Genomic DNA, 14,358 nt, shown 5'->3' on the forward strand with positions numbered 1-14,358 from the left:
GGCGGTCGAGTGTCGCCTGCCCGCCGGTAGGACTACTGGCGGGCAGTGGCGACGCTGTCGCGGCACTTGGTGTAGGCCGCAAGCTCCTCGCGGGCCGGTGCAACCACGTGGCTGTCGGCGACGTTCACCAGCTCGGCCCGCAGCGCCGTCGCCACCTGCCGGGAGCGCCGCACCGCTCCGTTCGTGGCGGCCAGCCGGCAGACGAAGGACAGCGCCAGGCCCAGGACGCCACCACCGACCAGCATGATCCAGGCGTAGGGGATGCCGTTCCACTCCGGCAGCGGCGGATCGTTCAGATCAGCGATCCGCGCCACCAGCAAGGCGATCAGCCAGGCGGCGCCGCCGAGCGTCACGAGGAACAGCAACCACTGCACCACCCGGGCGAAACCCCACCATCCGGGATTGCTGGACACACCGAGGTCCGTCCGCGCGACGGCCTGGTCGAGCTCGTCGCCGAGCGACTCCTCGCGCCGCCGGATCGCCGACCGCACCGAGTCCGCCCACGGACGCGACAGCCCTTCGGCGGCCTTGTTCGTGATCGTGCGGACCGCGGCATCCATCCGCGCCCGCTGCACCGGAGTTGCCGCAGGCAACGAAGAGCGGGCGATCGCCACCTCGCTCGCCGCGGACTTGCGCAACGCCTTGCCTTGCTCGCGCGACACCTGGTCGCCATGCAGCCGCCGCAACGGATCCGGACGGAACCGCCCCAGCCACTTGGTCAGCGGCCATCCCGTCGCCGCCCGGGCGCGCTGCAGGTAGGACCGCCGTACGGCGTCCGACACCACGGTCAACCCACTCGCGTCCGCGAGCGAGTCGACGAGTTCGGTGACATCGGCCTCGGCGATCTCCGGCGTCTTGGCGTTGCCGCACTGGCTCGCCATCCGGTCCGCGACCCGGTCGACATCTGCCGCGAGCCGCACGCGCGCAGAGCGCTTGTTGCTGACCCGCTTGACGAGCAGCGAGCGAACCTCTTCCAGGCCGTCTCCGCTGACCGCGGACGTGGCAACGACCGTCGGCGACTTGAGACCGTCCGACTTGAGCAGCTTGTCCAGGTCGTCGAGGCAGCTCTTCCGCTGCTCCGGAGTCAGCTTGTCCATGTGGTTCAGCGCGAACACCATCACCCCGGAATGCGAGGCGAACGGCTTGATGTACCGATTGTGCAGTGCCGCATCGGCGTACTTCTGCGGATCCACCACCCACACCAGCATGTCGACCAGCTCCACCAGCCGGTCGACGATCAAGCGGTGCTCCACCTCGGTCGAGTCATGGTCGGGCAGGTCCAGCAGGACCAGACCGTCCAGGTCCTCGGACCGGGCGTCCTCGAGCGAGCTGCGGTGCTGCACCTGGTGCCGGCGCGGGATGCCCAGCCAGGTCAGCACCTCACCGGCCGGTTCGTCACCCCAGACACAGGCGAGCGGCATCGAGCTGGTCGGCCGGCGCGTTCCGATCGCGGCCAGGTCGAGCCCGGTCAGCGCGTTGAACAGCGACGACTTCCCCGAGCCCGTCGCGCCCGCGAGCGCGACCACCGTCAGGTCACCCGACATCCGCAGGCGCTGCCCGGCACGGTCGACGATCTGCGTGGCCTCGGTCAGCACCACCGGGTCCAGCCGGCCGTCGCCGGCCTCCGCGGCCGCCTTGAGCGCGTCGATCTTCTTCAGGACATCGGTCTCGGCCCGCGTCGGGGTCTCGACCGTATCCACTGTTTCCGTCACGTGCAGTCCTCCACCGCGCGCGCGGCCTCCGTCAGTTGCCTGGCCGTCTCGGCGTCGACCGGATGCTGGTCAAGGACAGCCAGATAGCGGGCGAATTCGGCATCCATCAGGGCATGAACCTTACCGTCAAGATCCTCGCGTGCCCTATCGACCATGCCCTGAACTGGCTTGTCGCCGAAAACTGCTTCCAGCAGCCGCTTCCCGACGACCGCACTGCCCGCTCCGGCACTGGCCTGAGCACCCTTCGGGATGCCGGCCCCACTGGCGAACACCACCACCATGAGCGAGAGGCCGAGCCCGTTGACGCCGTACTCCAGAATGCGTGCCGTCGACTTCTTGTCCGCGCCTTCGCTGCGGACCAGGTCGAGGACGAATGTCTGCCATTCCCGCACCGTGCGGCTCGCCGCGGCCGGGAACTCTTCCGACATCGCACCGAGCGACCGTCCGTCGTTGCCCTCGGCACCGTTAGCGGCCTGGTCGGCCTCAGCGGAGGCCAAGAGCTGGCGCCCCGGAGCGGTTGCCTGCCACACCTTCTCGGCGCGCTCCGCGGCAGCAGCCGCGTGCTCACGCAGCAGCGACTCCAAGCCGGACTGGATCGCGTCGCTGACGTCGCGCGTCTCCGCCGGCTTGTTGCCGAGCGAGGTCTTCAAACGATCCCGCAACCGGCCCGCGTTGGACTGCAGCCCCTTCAGCAGTTCGCCGGTCCCGACGAACTCCTGCCACCGCGCCAGCACCTCGCCGCGCAGAAGCGTCCCGTCCTGGCACGCCTTCGCAATGTCCTTGACGCCCTGGTCGTACGCCGACTCCACCGACGTCCGCAGCTCGATAGCAGTCTCGGCCTGCGCCTTGACCGCGGCCGCGAACGGCGGGGCCTTCTTCACCATCGCGCTGACCGCGCCCTGCAGGGTACGGCGGACGACGGACGCCCGCGCCTCCGCGTCAGCAGCCAGGTCGATCAGCCAGTCCTTGATCGAGGCAACGGACTGCTGCGGCAGCATTCCGTTGCCGTCGACAACCGTCTCCTGGATCGAGAACAGCGGCGAGTCGCCGAGCCCGCGCTCGAGCAGCATCTGCGCGAGGTGCCCGGTGATGTCGTCGATCGTCTCGCTCGGCGCCCGGTCGAGCACCACCGCGACCGCCGTACTGCGATCTGAGGCACTCTGCAGGAACTCCCACGGCACTGCGTCGGAGTACCTGGCCGCCGTCGTCACGAACAGCCAGAGATCGGCCGCCGCGAGCAGTTGGGTCGCAAGATCACGGTTCGCCTCGACGACGGAGTCGATGTCCGGCGCATCCAGAATCGCCAGCCCGCGCGGAACACTGTCGGCCGCAACCAGCCGCAACTGTCCCGCGTCCTCCATCCCACCAGGCTCGTCCGAACTCGTCCGCGCCATCCCCGGCAGCACCCGGTCCCCCACGAACCAGTCGGCATCCGCCGGATGATGGATCAGCACCGGGGACCGCGTCGTCGGCCGCAGTACACCCGGCTCGCTCACGACCTTGCCGATCACCGTATTGACCAGTGTCGACTTCCCAGCCCCGGTAGACCCACCGACGACAGCCAGAATCGGCGCCTCAAGCTGCACCAACCGAGGCAGCAGGTAGTCGTCGAGCTGGTCCAGCATCGCCTTCTGCTGCTGCCGAGCCTCGTCAGCCCCCACAACCTCCAACGGCAACTGGCTCCCCGCCAGCACCCCCCGCAACTTCATCAAAGCAGTAATCAAAGCCATAGCAGCCTGCTCAGCCGCCAACCGCTCCGCCAACTGCTCCGCCGTCAACTCCGGCTCATCCGCAGCTGCTTCTCCCGCCGAGTCCTCGCCGGAACCATCCACTGCAGCGTCACCCGGCGACTCCTCGCCAGCCTCATCAGCCGACACATCCGCAGCACCATCAGCCTGGCCTACAGTCCCGCCGACATCCTCAGCCTCGTCAGCACTGTCGCCCGCTCCAGTACCCTCGCCGCCGTCCGCCGCCTCGTCCGCACCAGCACCCTCAGCGTCGCCCTCGGCCCCACCCACCGAGTCGTTGCCCGCAGCACCATCCGCGGCCGGGCTTTCGTCAGCAACACCCACCGCAGCCCCACCCGGGTCGTCCCCGGCAGCGTCCTCCTCCGTGCCACCCACTGAAGCGTCCCCAGCCGCCTCAGCAGCCGACTCACCCGCAGCCTCCGCCGCACCACCCTCCGCGGCCTCACCTGCTCCAGCACCCTCAGCATCGCCCTCGGCCCCACCCACCGAGTCGTTGCCCGCAGCACCCGCCGCAGCCTCCTCGTCAGCAGCGTCACCCGCGCCCTGGTTCTCGTCAGCGGCGTCCGACCCAGCAGATTCATCCGCCGACTCATCCACAGCCGCGCCCTCGTCCGCGCCCGCGTCGCCTGCTACTGCGGCTTCAGCATCCGCGCCGGTGTCGCCATCCGTCGCCGAATCAGTTGCCGACTCAGCCGAGACATCCTCTCCGTCCGCGGAATCTGCCTCTTCGGAATCTGCCTCTTGGGAATCCGCGTCTGCGGAATCCGCCTCTGCGAGATCCGCGTCCGCCGTGTTGTCCTGGGTCTGATCAGCCGCCTCGACAGCACTCTCGTCAGACGCCTCGGCCGACTCGTCCGCCGTCTGAGCGGACTCGCTTCCGTCCGTCACGTCCGAACCGTCGACCGCGTCGACCGGGTCGGCCGATGCTCCGGACTTCTCCGGCTGCTTGGGAAGACCGACGATGATGTTGCCGTACTCGAGAGGAAAGCCATCAGGAGACTCGTCAGGCTCGTACACGACGCCAACAGCTGACGGCGGCCGATCGCCCGGGTCCTTCGAAGGCGCGCCGCCGCGCTCAACCTCCGACGTACCAGTCGAGCCCTCAGCCTGACCGTCTGCCCCAGCACCCTCGCTCGAGGAACTGTCGGTCTCGTTGCCCGCCGGCTCAGAGGTCGCCGCCGCAGAAGAGTCACCCGCACCCGACTCACCCGAAGAACCGTCCTCCGCCGCACCACCCTGCCCGGGACCATCCTCGGCCGCGCTCTCGTCCGCAGCCGTCTCCACAGCACTGTCCCCAGCCGGAGCACCTGCCCCACCTTCACCTGCCCCGGTAACTGAACCCTCGTCGCCTGTGGCGGAGGCGTCGGCCGAGCTGGTGCCTGCGTTCGCCGTCGCCTCAGTGGATGCGGGCGCCTCCTCGACCGAGGTGTCCGCGTCCTCTGACTCGGCGGCGTCCGCAGGCGGGGGCGTGGGCTGGCTGGCCGGGGCTGGTTCTTCGGGGGTGGACTTGCGGCGCCGGCGGCGCCAGAAGCCTCGGGGCTTGGGGGTCGACTGGGCGATGAGGTTCGCCAGCTCCTGGGCAGGCTGATCCTGGTTCGGAACCCGCGGTTCCGAGCCTTCACCAGCTGCTGACCTGATGTCAGCCACGGTGTCCGCCCACGAGCACAGAGTGCCCGGTCGGACAGCGCAGAAGCAAAGTCATCGTCATCCCCGTTTGGCGGCGTGGACGGGTGGCAGTCACTGCGGTGGTGGATACGGACCGTATCCTCCCGGCGGTCCTTGTTGACCAGGGGGTCCCGGTGGGTAACTGGGCTGACCGGCTGCGTGACCGGGTTGCCCAGAGGGATACCCGGGCTGAGGGGCCGGATAACCATCCTGAGGCCGCGGATACGGCCCCTGCCCACCAGGTCCCGGCACCGCCCCGCCGGCTGTCGGCCCACCCGGCGCCAGCGGCACCCCGGGCCCACCCGGTACGCCCGGTGCACCCGGCCCGAACGGCACGCCGCCCGGTGCGCCCGGTACGGGCATCCCGGCGTACTGCGGGGCAGCCTGGGCGAACGCCGGCATCGGGGGGAACGGGACGCTCGCGCGCCGTTCCCGGAGCTCGTCGAGGAGCGCCTTCTCGGTCTCCAGCGCCTCGGGCCCGATCACCTGGCGGACGATCTTGTCTCGCAGGTACGCCAGCTCGGTGGCGTTGTGCTGGAACGCCTTCGCGGCCACCTCCGCCTGGGAGCCGTACCGCCGCGCGTTCTGCCGCAGCGCCTTGCGCCCGCGGAGCGTCGCGATCAGCGGTACGTCCTGCGGCACCAGCCAGCCGAACCGCACATAGTCGTACAGCCGGGACGCGATCATCTGCCCCTCCCGGGACCGCATCACCAGCGCGAAGACCACGAGGCAGATGAAGAGCGGCACCATCAGGCACAGGTACGCGAGGATGAAGCCTCCGCCGCCGGCCCAGCTCGCGGACGCGTTCCACGCCGCATGCGCCAGTACCGCGGCCAGATACCCGACCACCGGGGCCAGATACCGTACGACGGTACTTCGGTGCCGGATCGCGACGCCGATGCCGATCGCGGTGAACGACGTGAAGAGTGGATGCGCGAATGGCGAGATCACGCCGCGGATGATGAACAGTGCGAACGCGCCGCGCAGACCGGCGTCGCTGCCGGCCTCCTCGGAGAGCGTGTTGAAGACGCGGCCGTAGTACAGGATGTTCTCGGTGAAGGCGAAGCCGACGCCTACCATCCCGGCGTACACGAGGCCGTCGATGATGCCGTCGAACTCCTTGCGCCGGACGAGCGCCAGCAGCAGGATCACGGAGCCCTTGGCGAACTCCTCCACGGGTGGCGCGACGAACACGGCGGACCGGTCGCCGCCGACGCCGGTCTCGGCCAGCCGGTGCGACACCTCGGTGTTGATGAAGATCGCGGCCAGTGTGGCGATGAAGGCGCCCCAGCAGAGCGCGAAGACGATGTACTTCGTCGGCTCGGGCTCGTACCGGTCCAGCCAGAGGTAGAGCGCGATCACCGGGATGACCGGGACGAACGCGAACACCAGGCCCCAGGTGAAGCCGCCGGCGCCGGTGGACTTGGCCACGATTCCGAAGATCACCAGGCCCGCGATCGCGAAGACCACCGCGATCACGATGCCGATCAGCACGCCGCGGTTCCGGCGCTGCCCGGGCACGGGATGTTTCCCGAGCACGTTGGGCTGCGGGTACGGTCCGCCGGGCGAGTACGCCGACCCCGCCGCGGGTTGCGGCGCGCCGGACTGGCCTGGTGAGGGGTAACTCATGCCCCGCAGCCTAGTTGGGGTGCAGATCCAGCGGCAGGACCACCCACTCAGCGTTACCGGGATGGAACGACAGCCCTGTACTTCGCCGCACCCGGAACCATCACGATCGGGAACCCAGAGGCGAGATCGCCCGGGGATCTGAGAGACTCTTCCCTGCTATACGCCCCCGTAGCTCAGCTGGATAGAGCGTCGGACTTCTAATCCGTTGGTCGCAGGTTCGAGTCCTGCCGGGGGCGCCGTCTGCAGCCGCGCTTGTGATCGCCATCACATGAAGCCAGGCCTGAGGCTCTCAGGGAGTTCCTAGCGACTTCTCAGTCCCTTCTCGGGGCGATTCGCGCGCTCCGTTCGTCCTACCAGTACGCGTGGGAAGGATGGACTGATGCATGCAGGAGTCATCGAAGGAGTACTACGGGGCCGGGAGCTGCGGTACGCCGTTGACGCTGTCGTCGTACTGGCCGGCATACCCGGTGCCGGAAAGAGCACGTTCCTCCGCCGGGTGTTCGCCGACGCTGACAACAACACGGTGCGAGTGCTCGACTCCGCACACATCCGCGAGCGCTGGATGCCAGTCCTCGGAGCGATCCCGTACGCCCTGTGGCGACCACTAGTCCATCTCGTGTACTACGTGACCCTCCTGAACGCGATGCGCCCCGGCCGCGGTCCCCTGGTGATCCACGACTGCGCAACCCGCCCCTGGGCACGACACCTCATCGGCTGGCGTGCCCGCCAAGCAGGCCTACCGCTGCACCTCATCCTCCTCGACGTACCAGGAGACGTAGCCCGCTCCGGCCAGTGGGCCCGCGGACGGGTCGTGCGGTCGACCAGCATGGAGACCCACTGCAGACGGTGGCCGGACGTGGTCGCGAAGGCCGCGAATGACCCGGGCAGCGTAGTCCCGGGGGCACTGTCGGCGGTCGTCCTGTCACGGCGCGAAGCCGATCAGGTGGAACAGGTCGCGTTCGGTGACCACCACGCGATGTCCGATTGCCACTGACGCCACGCGGGAACATGTTTGGGTGTCCAGGGACCCCGCCCACTCGGTCCCGTGATGCCTCAGGAGGAACCCGTGAGGATCGAACGTACGTCACGCGTGCGCCGTACTGCGCAACTCCTTGCCGTCGTCAGTGCGGTCGCAGCATCGCTGTACGCCGTACCGGCCGAGGCGAGGGCTCCCTCTCCGGCTGCGCAACTGTCCGCGGCGCAGTCCGCTGTGGAGCAGTCCGCAGTACGAGGGGTCGCCTGGTACACCGACGCGGCCGCGGGCAAGGTTGTCGTGACAGCCGACAGCACTGTGTCTGCCAAAGACCTTTCGTCGCTGCAGCGCGACGGTGTGCAGGTGAAGCGCACCAACGGTGTCTTCAAGCCACTCCTGGCAGCTGGTGACGCGATCTACGGCGGGCAGTACCGCTGCTCGCTCGGCTTCAACGTGCAGAAGGGCGGCAGCTACTACTTCCTGACCGCCGGCCACTGCGGCAAGGTCGCCAAGACCTGGTACACCAACTCCAACCACAGCACGCTGATCGGCCCGACCTCCGGCTACAGCTTCCCTGGCAACGACTACGCGCTGGTGCAGTACACGAACACCTCGCTGAGCCACCCGGGCGGCTACACGGCGGCGAACGCCTTTGTCGGTGAGACCGTCACCCGCAAGGGCTCGACGACCGGCGTCCACAGCGGCAAGGTGACAGCCCTCAACGTCACGGTGCGGTACTCCGGCGGCGGCAAGGTCGGCGGCCTGATCCAGACCACCGTGTGCGCCGAGCCGGGCGACTCCGGCGGTCCGCTGTACGACGGCTCGAAGGCGCTCGGTATCACGTCGGGCGGCAGCGGCAACTGCAGCAGCGGAGGTACGACGTTCTTCCAGCCCGTCACCGAAGCCGCGTCGGCGTACGGCGTGACTGTCTACTGACGTTCACTCGTTGACGATCCGGCCGCGCCTGGTGCGGCCGGATCGTTCGCGTTCAGAAACTGTCGGTGGCGGCTGATTGGGTTGGGCCTGTCGATGGGGAGGAGCTGGGATGAAGGTTCGGGTCGCGCGTGAGGTGCTGGCCGAGGCTGTCGGGTGGGTTGCGCGTGGGCTGCCGAGCCGGCCGAGTGTGCCGATTCTGGCCGGGATGGTGGTCGAGGCGGCGGACGGGCAGGTGACGTTGTCCGGGTTCGACTACGAGAGCTCGGGGCAGGTCAGTGTGCCGGCCGAAGTGGCCGACGAGGGGCGGGTGCTGGTGTCCGGACGGTTGCTCTCGGACATCTGCCGGAGTATGCCCCGGGACTCGGTGGATCTGAGCGGTGAGGCGGCTCGGGTCCAGGTGAGCAGCGGGGCCGCCCGATTCGTCCTCCACACCTTGCCGATCGACGAGTATCCGGCGTTGCCGGAGATGCCCGCGGTGAGTGGTGTGGTCGACGGAGACGTCTTCGCGCACGCAGTCGCGCAGGTCGCGAGCGCGGCGGGCAGGGACGACACGCTCCCGGTCTTCACCGGGATCCGGCTGGAGCTCCGCGGGTCGGCCATTTCACTGCTCGCCACCGACCGGTACCGGCTGGCCGTCCGGACGTTCCCGTGGGAGCCGGCCGACCCCGGCGTCGAGGCGAACGTGCTGGTTCCGGCCAAACTGCTCGCGAACGTCGCGAAGGCGATGTCCGGTCACGACCTGACGCTTGCGCTCGGTTCGACCCGCACTGGGGACGGGTTGATCGGGTTCGAGGGTGGTGGCCGCCGGGCGACGAGCCGGCTGATCGACGGCGAGTTCCCGAAGGTTCGCGGCCTGATCCCGGCCGAGAGCGCGATCACCAGCACCGTCACCGTCGAGACGGCCGCGCTGGTCGAGGTCGTCAAGCGCGTGGCACTGGTGGCGGAGCGGTCGGCGCCGGTGCGACTCACGTTCGCAGACGGTACGGCGACGCTCGACGCGGGTAGCGGTGAAGAGGCCCAGGCCTCGGAGGCCGTCGAGGTCAAGCTCACCGGCGACCCGGTCGTGACCGGCTTCAACGCCGGCTACCTGCTCGATGGCCTGGCGTCGCTGGGCACCCCGATCGCGCATTTCGCCTTCACCCAACCCACCAAACCGGCCAACCTGACCGGCCTGCAGTCCCCCGACGACGCACCGACGGCAGACTCCGCCTACATCCTGATGCCGATGCGCCTGCCGACCTGATGTCAAGCTGCCGGCTACGGCTCCGACCAGAAGGCAAAGACCTAACGGAGGAGTAGCAGATGGAGTTCGAGCGGCACTGCGCACTGATCGTCGAGCAGGCCGAGCTGCTGGCCGGCCACCTGAGCGAGGGCAAGGAGCTGGGTACGGCGGTCCCATCGTGTCCCGGGTGGAACGTCGGGCAGCTCGTCCGTCACGTCGGCGGGGCGCACCGCGAGGCGACCGCTATCGCCAGGACCGGCGAGGCACCGCCGGACGACGAGTTTCGCGACCCGACGCACTGGTACGCCGACGCGGCCGGCTGCACCGACGAAGCAGTCCGCGATCTCGCCGAGTGGATCGTCGACGGAGCACGTGAGCTGGCCGAGGCGCTGCGCACCGCCGGCCCCGACGTACCGATCCGGATGCCGATCGACGAGCCGACGACCCGATTCACGGCGCGGCGGATGGCGCACGAGACCGTGATGCATCGGGCCGACACGGCACTGGCGCTCGGGGTGCCGTACGAGCTGGATCCCGAGGTCGCGACCGACGGGATCGACGAGTGGATGGAGCTCGGGGCGCTTCCGCTCCACTTCGAGGTGCACCCGTGGATGCGCGAACTGCTCGCGCCGGGCCGCACGCTGAGGTTCGCCGCACCGGAGCAGTCGTGGGTCGTCGACCTGACCGGCGACGCGATCCGCTGGCGCCACAGCGCCGAGCCGGCCGCCGTGACCGTCCGCGGCGCGGTCACCGACCTGCTGCTGCATTTGTACAAACGCCGTGACGAGATGATCGAGGTGGACGGCGACAAGGATCTCCTCGAGTACTACCGGGAGCGCGTCAGCTTTGGATGAGGATGTGATCGCGAGGTACCTCGCGCGACGCGACCCGATCGATCGGCCGGTCGATCGGGTCGTGTTGATGGGCTCGGCGGTCCTGGAGTCGGTCGACGCAGCCGCCACGGCGCATCGTGTGTACGGCGTCCCGATCCTGGTGACTGGCGGGATCGGGCACTCGACGAGCTTCCTCGAGGAGGCCCTGCGCCGACGGGATGTGGAGTCAGCGACCGGCCGGCCGGAGTCGCACGTGTTCGGCGACCTCCTGATCAGCGCCGGCGTCGCACCCGAGGACATCGCCGTCGAGGATCGATCGACGAACTGCGGCGAGAACGCGGCGTTCACCCGGGATCTGATCAGTACGCCGCAAACGCTGCTGCTGATCCAGGACCCGACGATGCAACGCCGTACGCATGCCTGCTTCGAGCGATCCTTCGCCGACCTCCCCGGTACGACGCTGATCAGCCGCGCGACCACATCGACATCCCCACCGAAGTACTTGCCGCCCACAACCGTCTCGTTGCCGCGTACCCCGCGTCCGGCCGTCATCCGTAGGTCGCACCTCGGGATCGTGCTCAGGGCTGACGATCAGCCGGCTTTCCGCCAGGACACTGGTTCGCGATCGCGGAGGAGAGGACGGCTGTGGAACCCATCAGACACACCCTCGGGGGCAGGCTTCACGAGGTTGATCTGTTGCGGATTCTCGCGGCGGTGTCGGTGATGGCTTATCACTATCTGTTCTCCGCGTACGCCGGTGGGCTCAGCGAGCTGCGCTTCCCGCACGTGGACGTGGTCGCGCGGTACGGGTACCTCGGCGTCGACCTGTTCTTCACCATCAGCGGGTTCGTGGTCCTGCTCAGCGCGTGGGATCGCAGCCCGCGGTCGTTCCTCGTCTCGCGGGCGGTCCGCCTCTATCCTGCGTACTGGATCGCCGTCACGCTCACCACGATCGTCTCCGTCGGCTTCAGCCAAGGGCGGTTCCCGGTCTCGCTTCCGCAGTACCTGGCGAACCTGACGATGTTCAACTCGCTGCCGAACATCGAGAACGTCGACGTCGTCTACTGGACGCTGTGGGCCGAGCTGCGGTTCTACGCGATGATCCTGGTCCTCACCTGGATCGGCATCACCGCGCGCCGGGTCACGAACTTCTGCTGGGCGTGGCTGGCCGCGACCTTCGTCTTCCAGGCCGGGCTGTTGCCGCACGCAACGGACCTGATCCTGAACACGCAGTTCGCGCACTACTTCATCGCCGGGATGGCGCTCTGCCTGATCCACCGGTACGGCGCGACGCCGCAGACGATCGCCATCGTCGCGATCTCGCTCGGCAACGCGATCTACCGGGGCATCGGGTTCGCCGACCGGGTCGGGATCCGGTACCACACCGAGCTGCATCGCCCGGTCGTCGTCGCGGTCATCGTCGCGATCTTCGCAATCATGCTCGCGGTCGCACTCCGGCTGACCCACCGCCTCGGTCGGCCGTGGTTCGCGGTCCTCGGAGCGCTCACCTACCCGCTGTACCTGGTCCACGCGCACATCGGCTTCATCATCTTCGAGCGCCTCGGCGACCAGGTGAACCACGTCCTCCTCGTCGCCGCGACGATGCTCCTGATGACCGGTGTCGCGGCCGCCCTGCACTACGGCGTAGAGCGGCCGCTAGCGCCACGCCTCAAGCGCCTCCTCGACCGGCGGCCGGTTCACGCACTCAGGAAATAGCTCGCCAGCACCCGCGCCAGCGTCTTGGACTCGATCGTGTGGAACGTGCCCTCGTGGCCCTCCGCCGTACTGTTCGGCAATGCGGCCGCAGTCTGCCGGACCGAGTTCTTCAGCCAGTCCGGACTGGCGTTGCTGTAGAGCGCCAGCGTCGGAACGTCGATCGTCGCCAGCAGCTCGACGGGTACGGCGCTGTCCCCTAGTTGCAGCGCGTCGTACACAAGGGTGTGCGCGATCGCCTCGAAACTGCTCCACATCGGCGACTGCCGCAGTTGGTCGACCGCCTCCTTCGGCTGCCCGACCGCCTCGACCATGAAGAGCTCGGCCGCCCCACCCGGGTTCCCGGCGGCGACGAACTCCTGGAGCCGCTCGAGGTAGCGCTCCGGCGCCGGCGGTGCGCCGTCGACCCGGAACGGCGGCTCCATGACCGCCTGCTTCTCGAACGGCAGTCTGGCCTGCAGCAGCACCATCGACCCGGACGAGTACGCACACGCGAACCGCGCGCCGGTCGCCGTGCGCACTGCGTCGAGGTCCTCCCACTCACGCTCCACGGCGTACGGCAGCGTGTCGCCGGAATCGCCACGGCCGCGCCGGTCGTAGTTCACGACGGTGAACTCCGCGGAGAGCGCCGTGGCGTCCTCGACGTACCGGGAGCGGTCGGTGAAGCCGCCGGCCACGAGCACCAGGACCGGGCCGCTGCCGTAGGTGTCGTACGCGAGCTCGGTGCCGTCCTTCGAGACAACCTTCTCCATCACAAAACTCCTTTTGCCGAACAGGTCTCTGCTCAACCGTCGAGCGGTCTGTCACCAGACAGACATAGTGTGACCCACCTCACAGGACGACGAACCCTTCCGGGCCGCCGGAAGCATCACTACAGTTGGATTATGTATACAGGCGACTGCACACCGATCCGGACGCGCTGATGCTGCTCCGGCAGCTGGAGTACCTCGTCGCCCTCGCCCGCGAGAAGCACTTCGCCCGCGCGGCGGATGCCTGTTACGTGTCCCAGCCGTCGCTGTCCGCCGCGATCCGCAAGCTCGAGCAGGAACTCGACGTACCGATCGTGCGCCGCGGTCGTCGCTTCGAGGGCCTGACCCCCGAGGGCGAGCGGGTGCTGCTCTGGGCGCAACGGATCCTCGCGGAGCAGGACGCGCTCCGGCACGAGCTGTCGATGATGCGCGGCGGCCTCAACGGCACTCTCCGGCTCGGCGCGATCCCGACCGCGATGCCGGTCGTATCGCTGCTGACGACACCGTTCTGCGAGCGCCATACGAACACACGCGTCACGCTCGAGTCACTGTCGTCGCGGGACATCACGCAGAAGCTGGCCGAGTTCGAGCTGGACGTTGCGATGACGTACCTCGACGACGACACACTCGGTCAGGTGCGCAAGACCCCGCTGTACGAGGAGCGGTACCTGCTGCTCACGCCGAAGCACAGCGAGCTCGCCGACCTGCCGGTGGCGACGTGGGCGCAGGTCGCCGAGTTGCCGCTCTGTCTGTTGTCCCCCGACATGCGCAACCGCCGGATCATGAACGAGTACTTCACCGACGACGGCGCGATCGCGACACCGTCGATCGAGAGCGACACGGTCTCCGGTCTCTACAGTCATCTGCACGGCAACCATTGGTCGACGGTGATCTCGCACGCGTGGCTGCACATGTTCGGCGTACCGGACGGGATGCGCGTCGTACCGCTCAAGCGCCCGGCGCACGGGCCGCGGGTCGGCCTGGTGATCGCCGCGCGGAGCCCCGAACCCGTCCTCGCCCGCGCACTGCTCGACGTCGCCCGGCAAGCCGGCGTACACAAGGCCCTGGACAGCCTGCTCGATGTGCACTTGATGGGTTCGGGCTATCTCGACATAGCGAGCAAGTCTTTGACCGTCGGTCCTTAACGCGGCGATGGTGGAAATCCCTTCAGAACAAGG

General features: G+C 68.5%; 11 protein-coding genes and 1 tRNA gene. 8 read left to right on the top strand and 4 right to left on the bottom strand.

Annotated features, from left to right (window positions below; genetic code table 11):
• Window positions 1-32: 32 nt before the first annotated feature.
• The 3 genes from ACLJOO_RS19425 to ACLJOO_RS19435 form a co-directional block, all read right to left on the bottom strand.
• Window positions 33-1,712 carry a GTPase gene (locus tag ACLJOO_RS19425; RefSeq protein ID WP_410788576.1) on the bottom strand — a complete coding sequence of 560 codons (1,680 nt, stop codon included), beginning with the start codon at window positions 1,710-1,712 and terminating at the stop codon, window positions 33-35.
• Entirely contained in the window at window positions 1,709-5,107 is a 3,399-nt protein-coding gene (locus tag ACLJOO_RS19430) for an AAA family ATPase (protein WP_410788577.1), read from the bottom strand. The genes ACLJOO_RS19425 and ACLJOO_RS19430 overlap by 4 nt, the downstream gene beginning before the upstream one ends.
• 90 nt (window positions 5,108-5,197) lie before the next feature.
• The gene (locus ACLJOO_RS19435; protein WP_410788578.1) at window positions 5,198-6,754 is read right to left on the bottom strand and encodes a PrsW family intramembrane metalloprotease; all 1,557 of its coding nucleotides are present in this window, start codon (window positions 6,752-6,754) and stop codon (window positions 5,198-5,200) included.
• A 162-nt stretch (window positions 6,755-6,916) separates the two neighbouring features.
• Here ACLJOO_RS19435 and ACLJOO_RS19440 point away from each other — a divergent pair.
• From ACLJOO_RS19440 to ACLJOO_RS19470, 7 genes are all read left to right on the top strand, one after another.
• Window positions 6,917-6,990 (top strand) — tRNA-Arg (locus ACLJOO_RS19440).
• A 143-nt stretch (window positions 6,991-7,133) separates the two neighbouring features.
• The gene (locus ACLJOO_RS19445) at window positions 7,134-7,748 is read left to right on the top strand and encodes an AAA family ATPase (protein ID WP_410788579.1); all 615 of its coding nucleotides are present in this window, start codon (window positions 7,134-7,136) and stop codon (window positions 7,746-7,748) included.
• A 72-nt stretch (window positions 7,749-7,820) separates the two neighbouring features.
• Entirely contained in the window at window positions 7,821-8,663 is an 843-nt protein-coding gene (locus ACLJOO_RS19450) for a S1 family peptidase (RefSeq protein WP_410788580.1), read from the top strand.
• A 109-nt stretch (window positions 8,664-8,772) separates the two neighbouring features.
• Window positions 8,773-9,906: a DNA polymerase III subunit beta gene (gene dnaN / locus ACLJOO_RS19455; protein WP_410788581.1), complete on the top strand. Its 1,134-nt coding sequence runs from the start codon at window positions 8,773-8,775 to the stop codon at window positions 9,904-9,906.
• 59 nt (window positions 9,907-9,965) lie between these two features.
• Window positions 9,966-10,739 carry a maleylpyruvate isomerase family mycothiol-dependent enzyme gene (locus tag ACLJOO_RS19460; RefSeq protein WP_410788582.1) on the top strand — a complete coding sequence of 258 codons (774 nt, stop codon included), beginning with the start codon at window positions 9,966-9,968 and terminating at the stop codon, window positions 10,737-10,739.
• 4 nt (window positions 10,740-10,743) lie between these two features.
• Window positions 10,744-11,442 carry a YdcF family protein gene (locus ACLJOO_RS19465; RefSeq protein ID WP_410788583.1) on the top strand — a complete coding sequence of 233 codons (699 nt, stop codon included), beginning with the start codon at window positions 10,744-10,746 and terminating at the stop codon, window positions 11,440-11,442.
• The gene (locus ACLJOO_RS19470) at window positions 11,415-12,434 is read left to right on the top strand and encodes an acyltransferase family protein (RefSeq protein ID WP_410788584.1); all 1,020 of its coding nucleotides are present in this window, start codon (window positions 11,415-11,417) and stop codon (window positions 12,432-12,434) included. Before ACLJOO_RS19465 ends, ACLJOO_RS19470 begins: the two co-directional genes overlap by 28 nt.
• Here ACLJOO_RS19470 and ACLJOO_RS19475 read toward each other — a convergent pair.
• Window positions 12,416-13,183 (bottom strand): alpha/beta fold hydrolase, encoded by a 768-nt coding sequence (locus ACLJOO_RS19475; protein WP_410788585.1) that lies wholly within the window; start codon window positions 13,181-13,183, stop codon window positions 12,416-12,418. The genes ACLJOO_RS19470 and ACLJOO_RS19475 overlap by 19 nt on opposite strands.
• 125 nt (window positions 13,184-13,308) lie before the next feature.
• Here ACLJOO_RS19475 and ACLJOO_RS19480 point away from each other — a divergent pair, with 125 nt between their 5' ends.
• Window positions 13,309-14,325: a LysR substrate-binding domain-containing protein gene (locus ACLJOO_RS19480; protein ID WP_410788586.1), complete on the top strand. Its 1,017-nt coding sequence runs from the start codon at window positions 13,309-13,311 to the stop codon at window positions 14,323-14,325.
• Window positions 14,326-14,358: the final 33 nt, after the last annotated feature.

The sequence above is a fragment of the Kribbella sp. C-35 genome (assembly GCF_046549195.1).
GTDB lineage: Bacteria > Actinomycetota > Actinomycetes > Propionibacteriales > Kribbellaceae > Kribbella.

Excerpts from the sequence above, each read along its gene's own strand:
- ACLJOO_RS19445 (WP_410788579.1), top strand. The coding sequence starts at position 7,134 with ATGCATGCAGGAGTCATCGAAGGAGTACTACGGGGCCGGGAGCTGCGG.
- ACLJOO_RS19460 (WP_410788582.1), top strand. The coding sequence starts at position 9,966 with ATGGAGTTCGAGCGGCACTGCGCACTGATCGTCGAGCAGGCCGAGCTG.
- dnaN (WP_410788581.1), top strand. The coding sequence starts at position 8,773 with ATGAAGGTTCGGGTCGCGCGTGAGGTGCTGGCCGAGGCTGTCGGGTGG.
- ACLJOO_RS19435 (WP_410788578.1), bottom strand. The coding sequence starts at position 6,754 with ATGAGTTACCCCTCACCAGGCCAGTCCGGCGCGCCGCAACCCGCGGCG.
- ACLJOO_RS19475 (WP_410788585.1), bottom strand. The coding sequence starts at position 13,183 with ATGGAGAAGGTTGTCTCGAAGGACGGCACCGAGCTCGCGTACGACACC.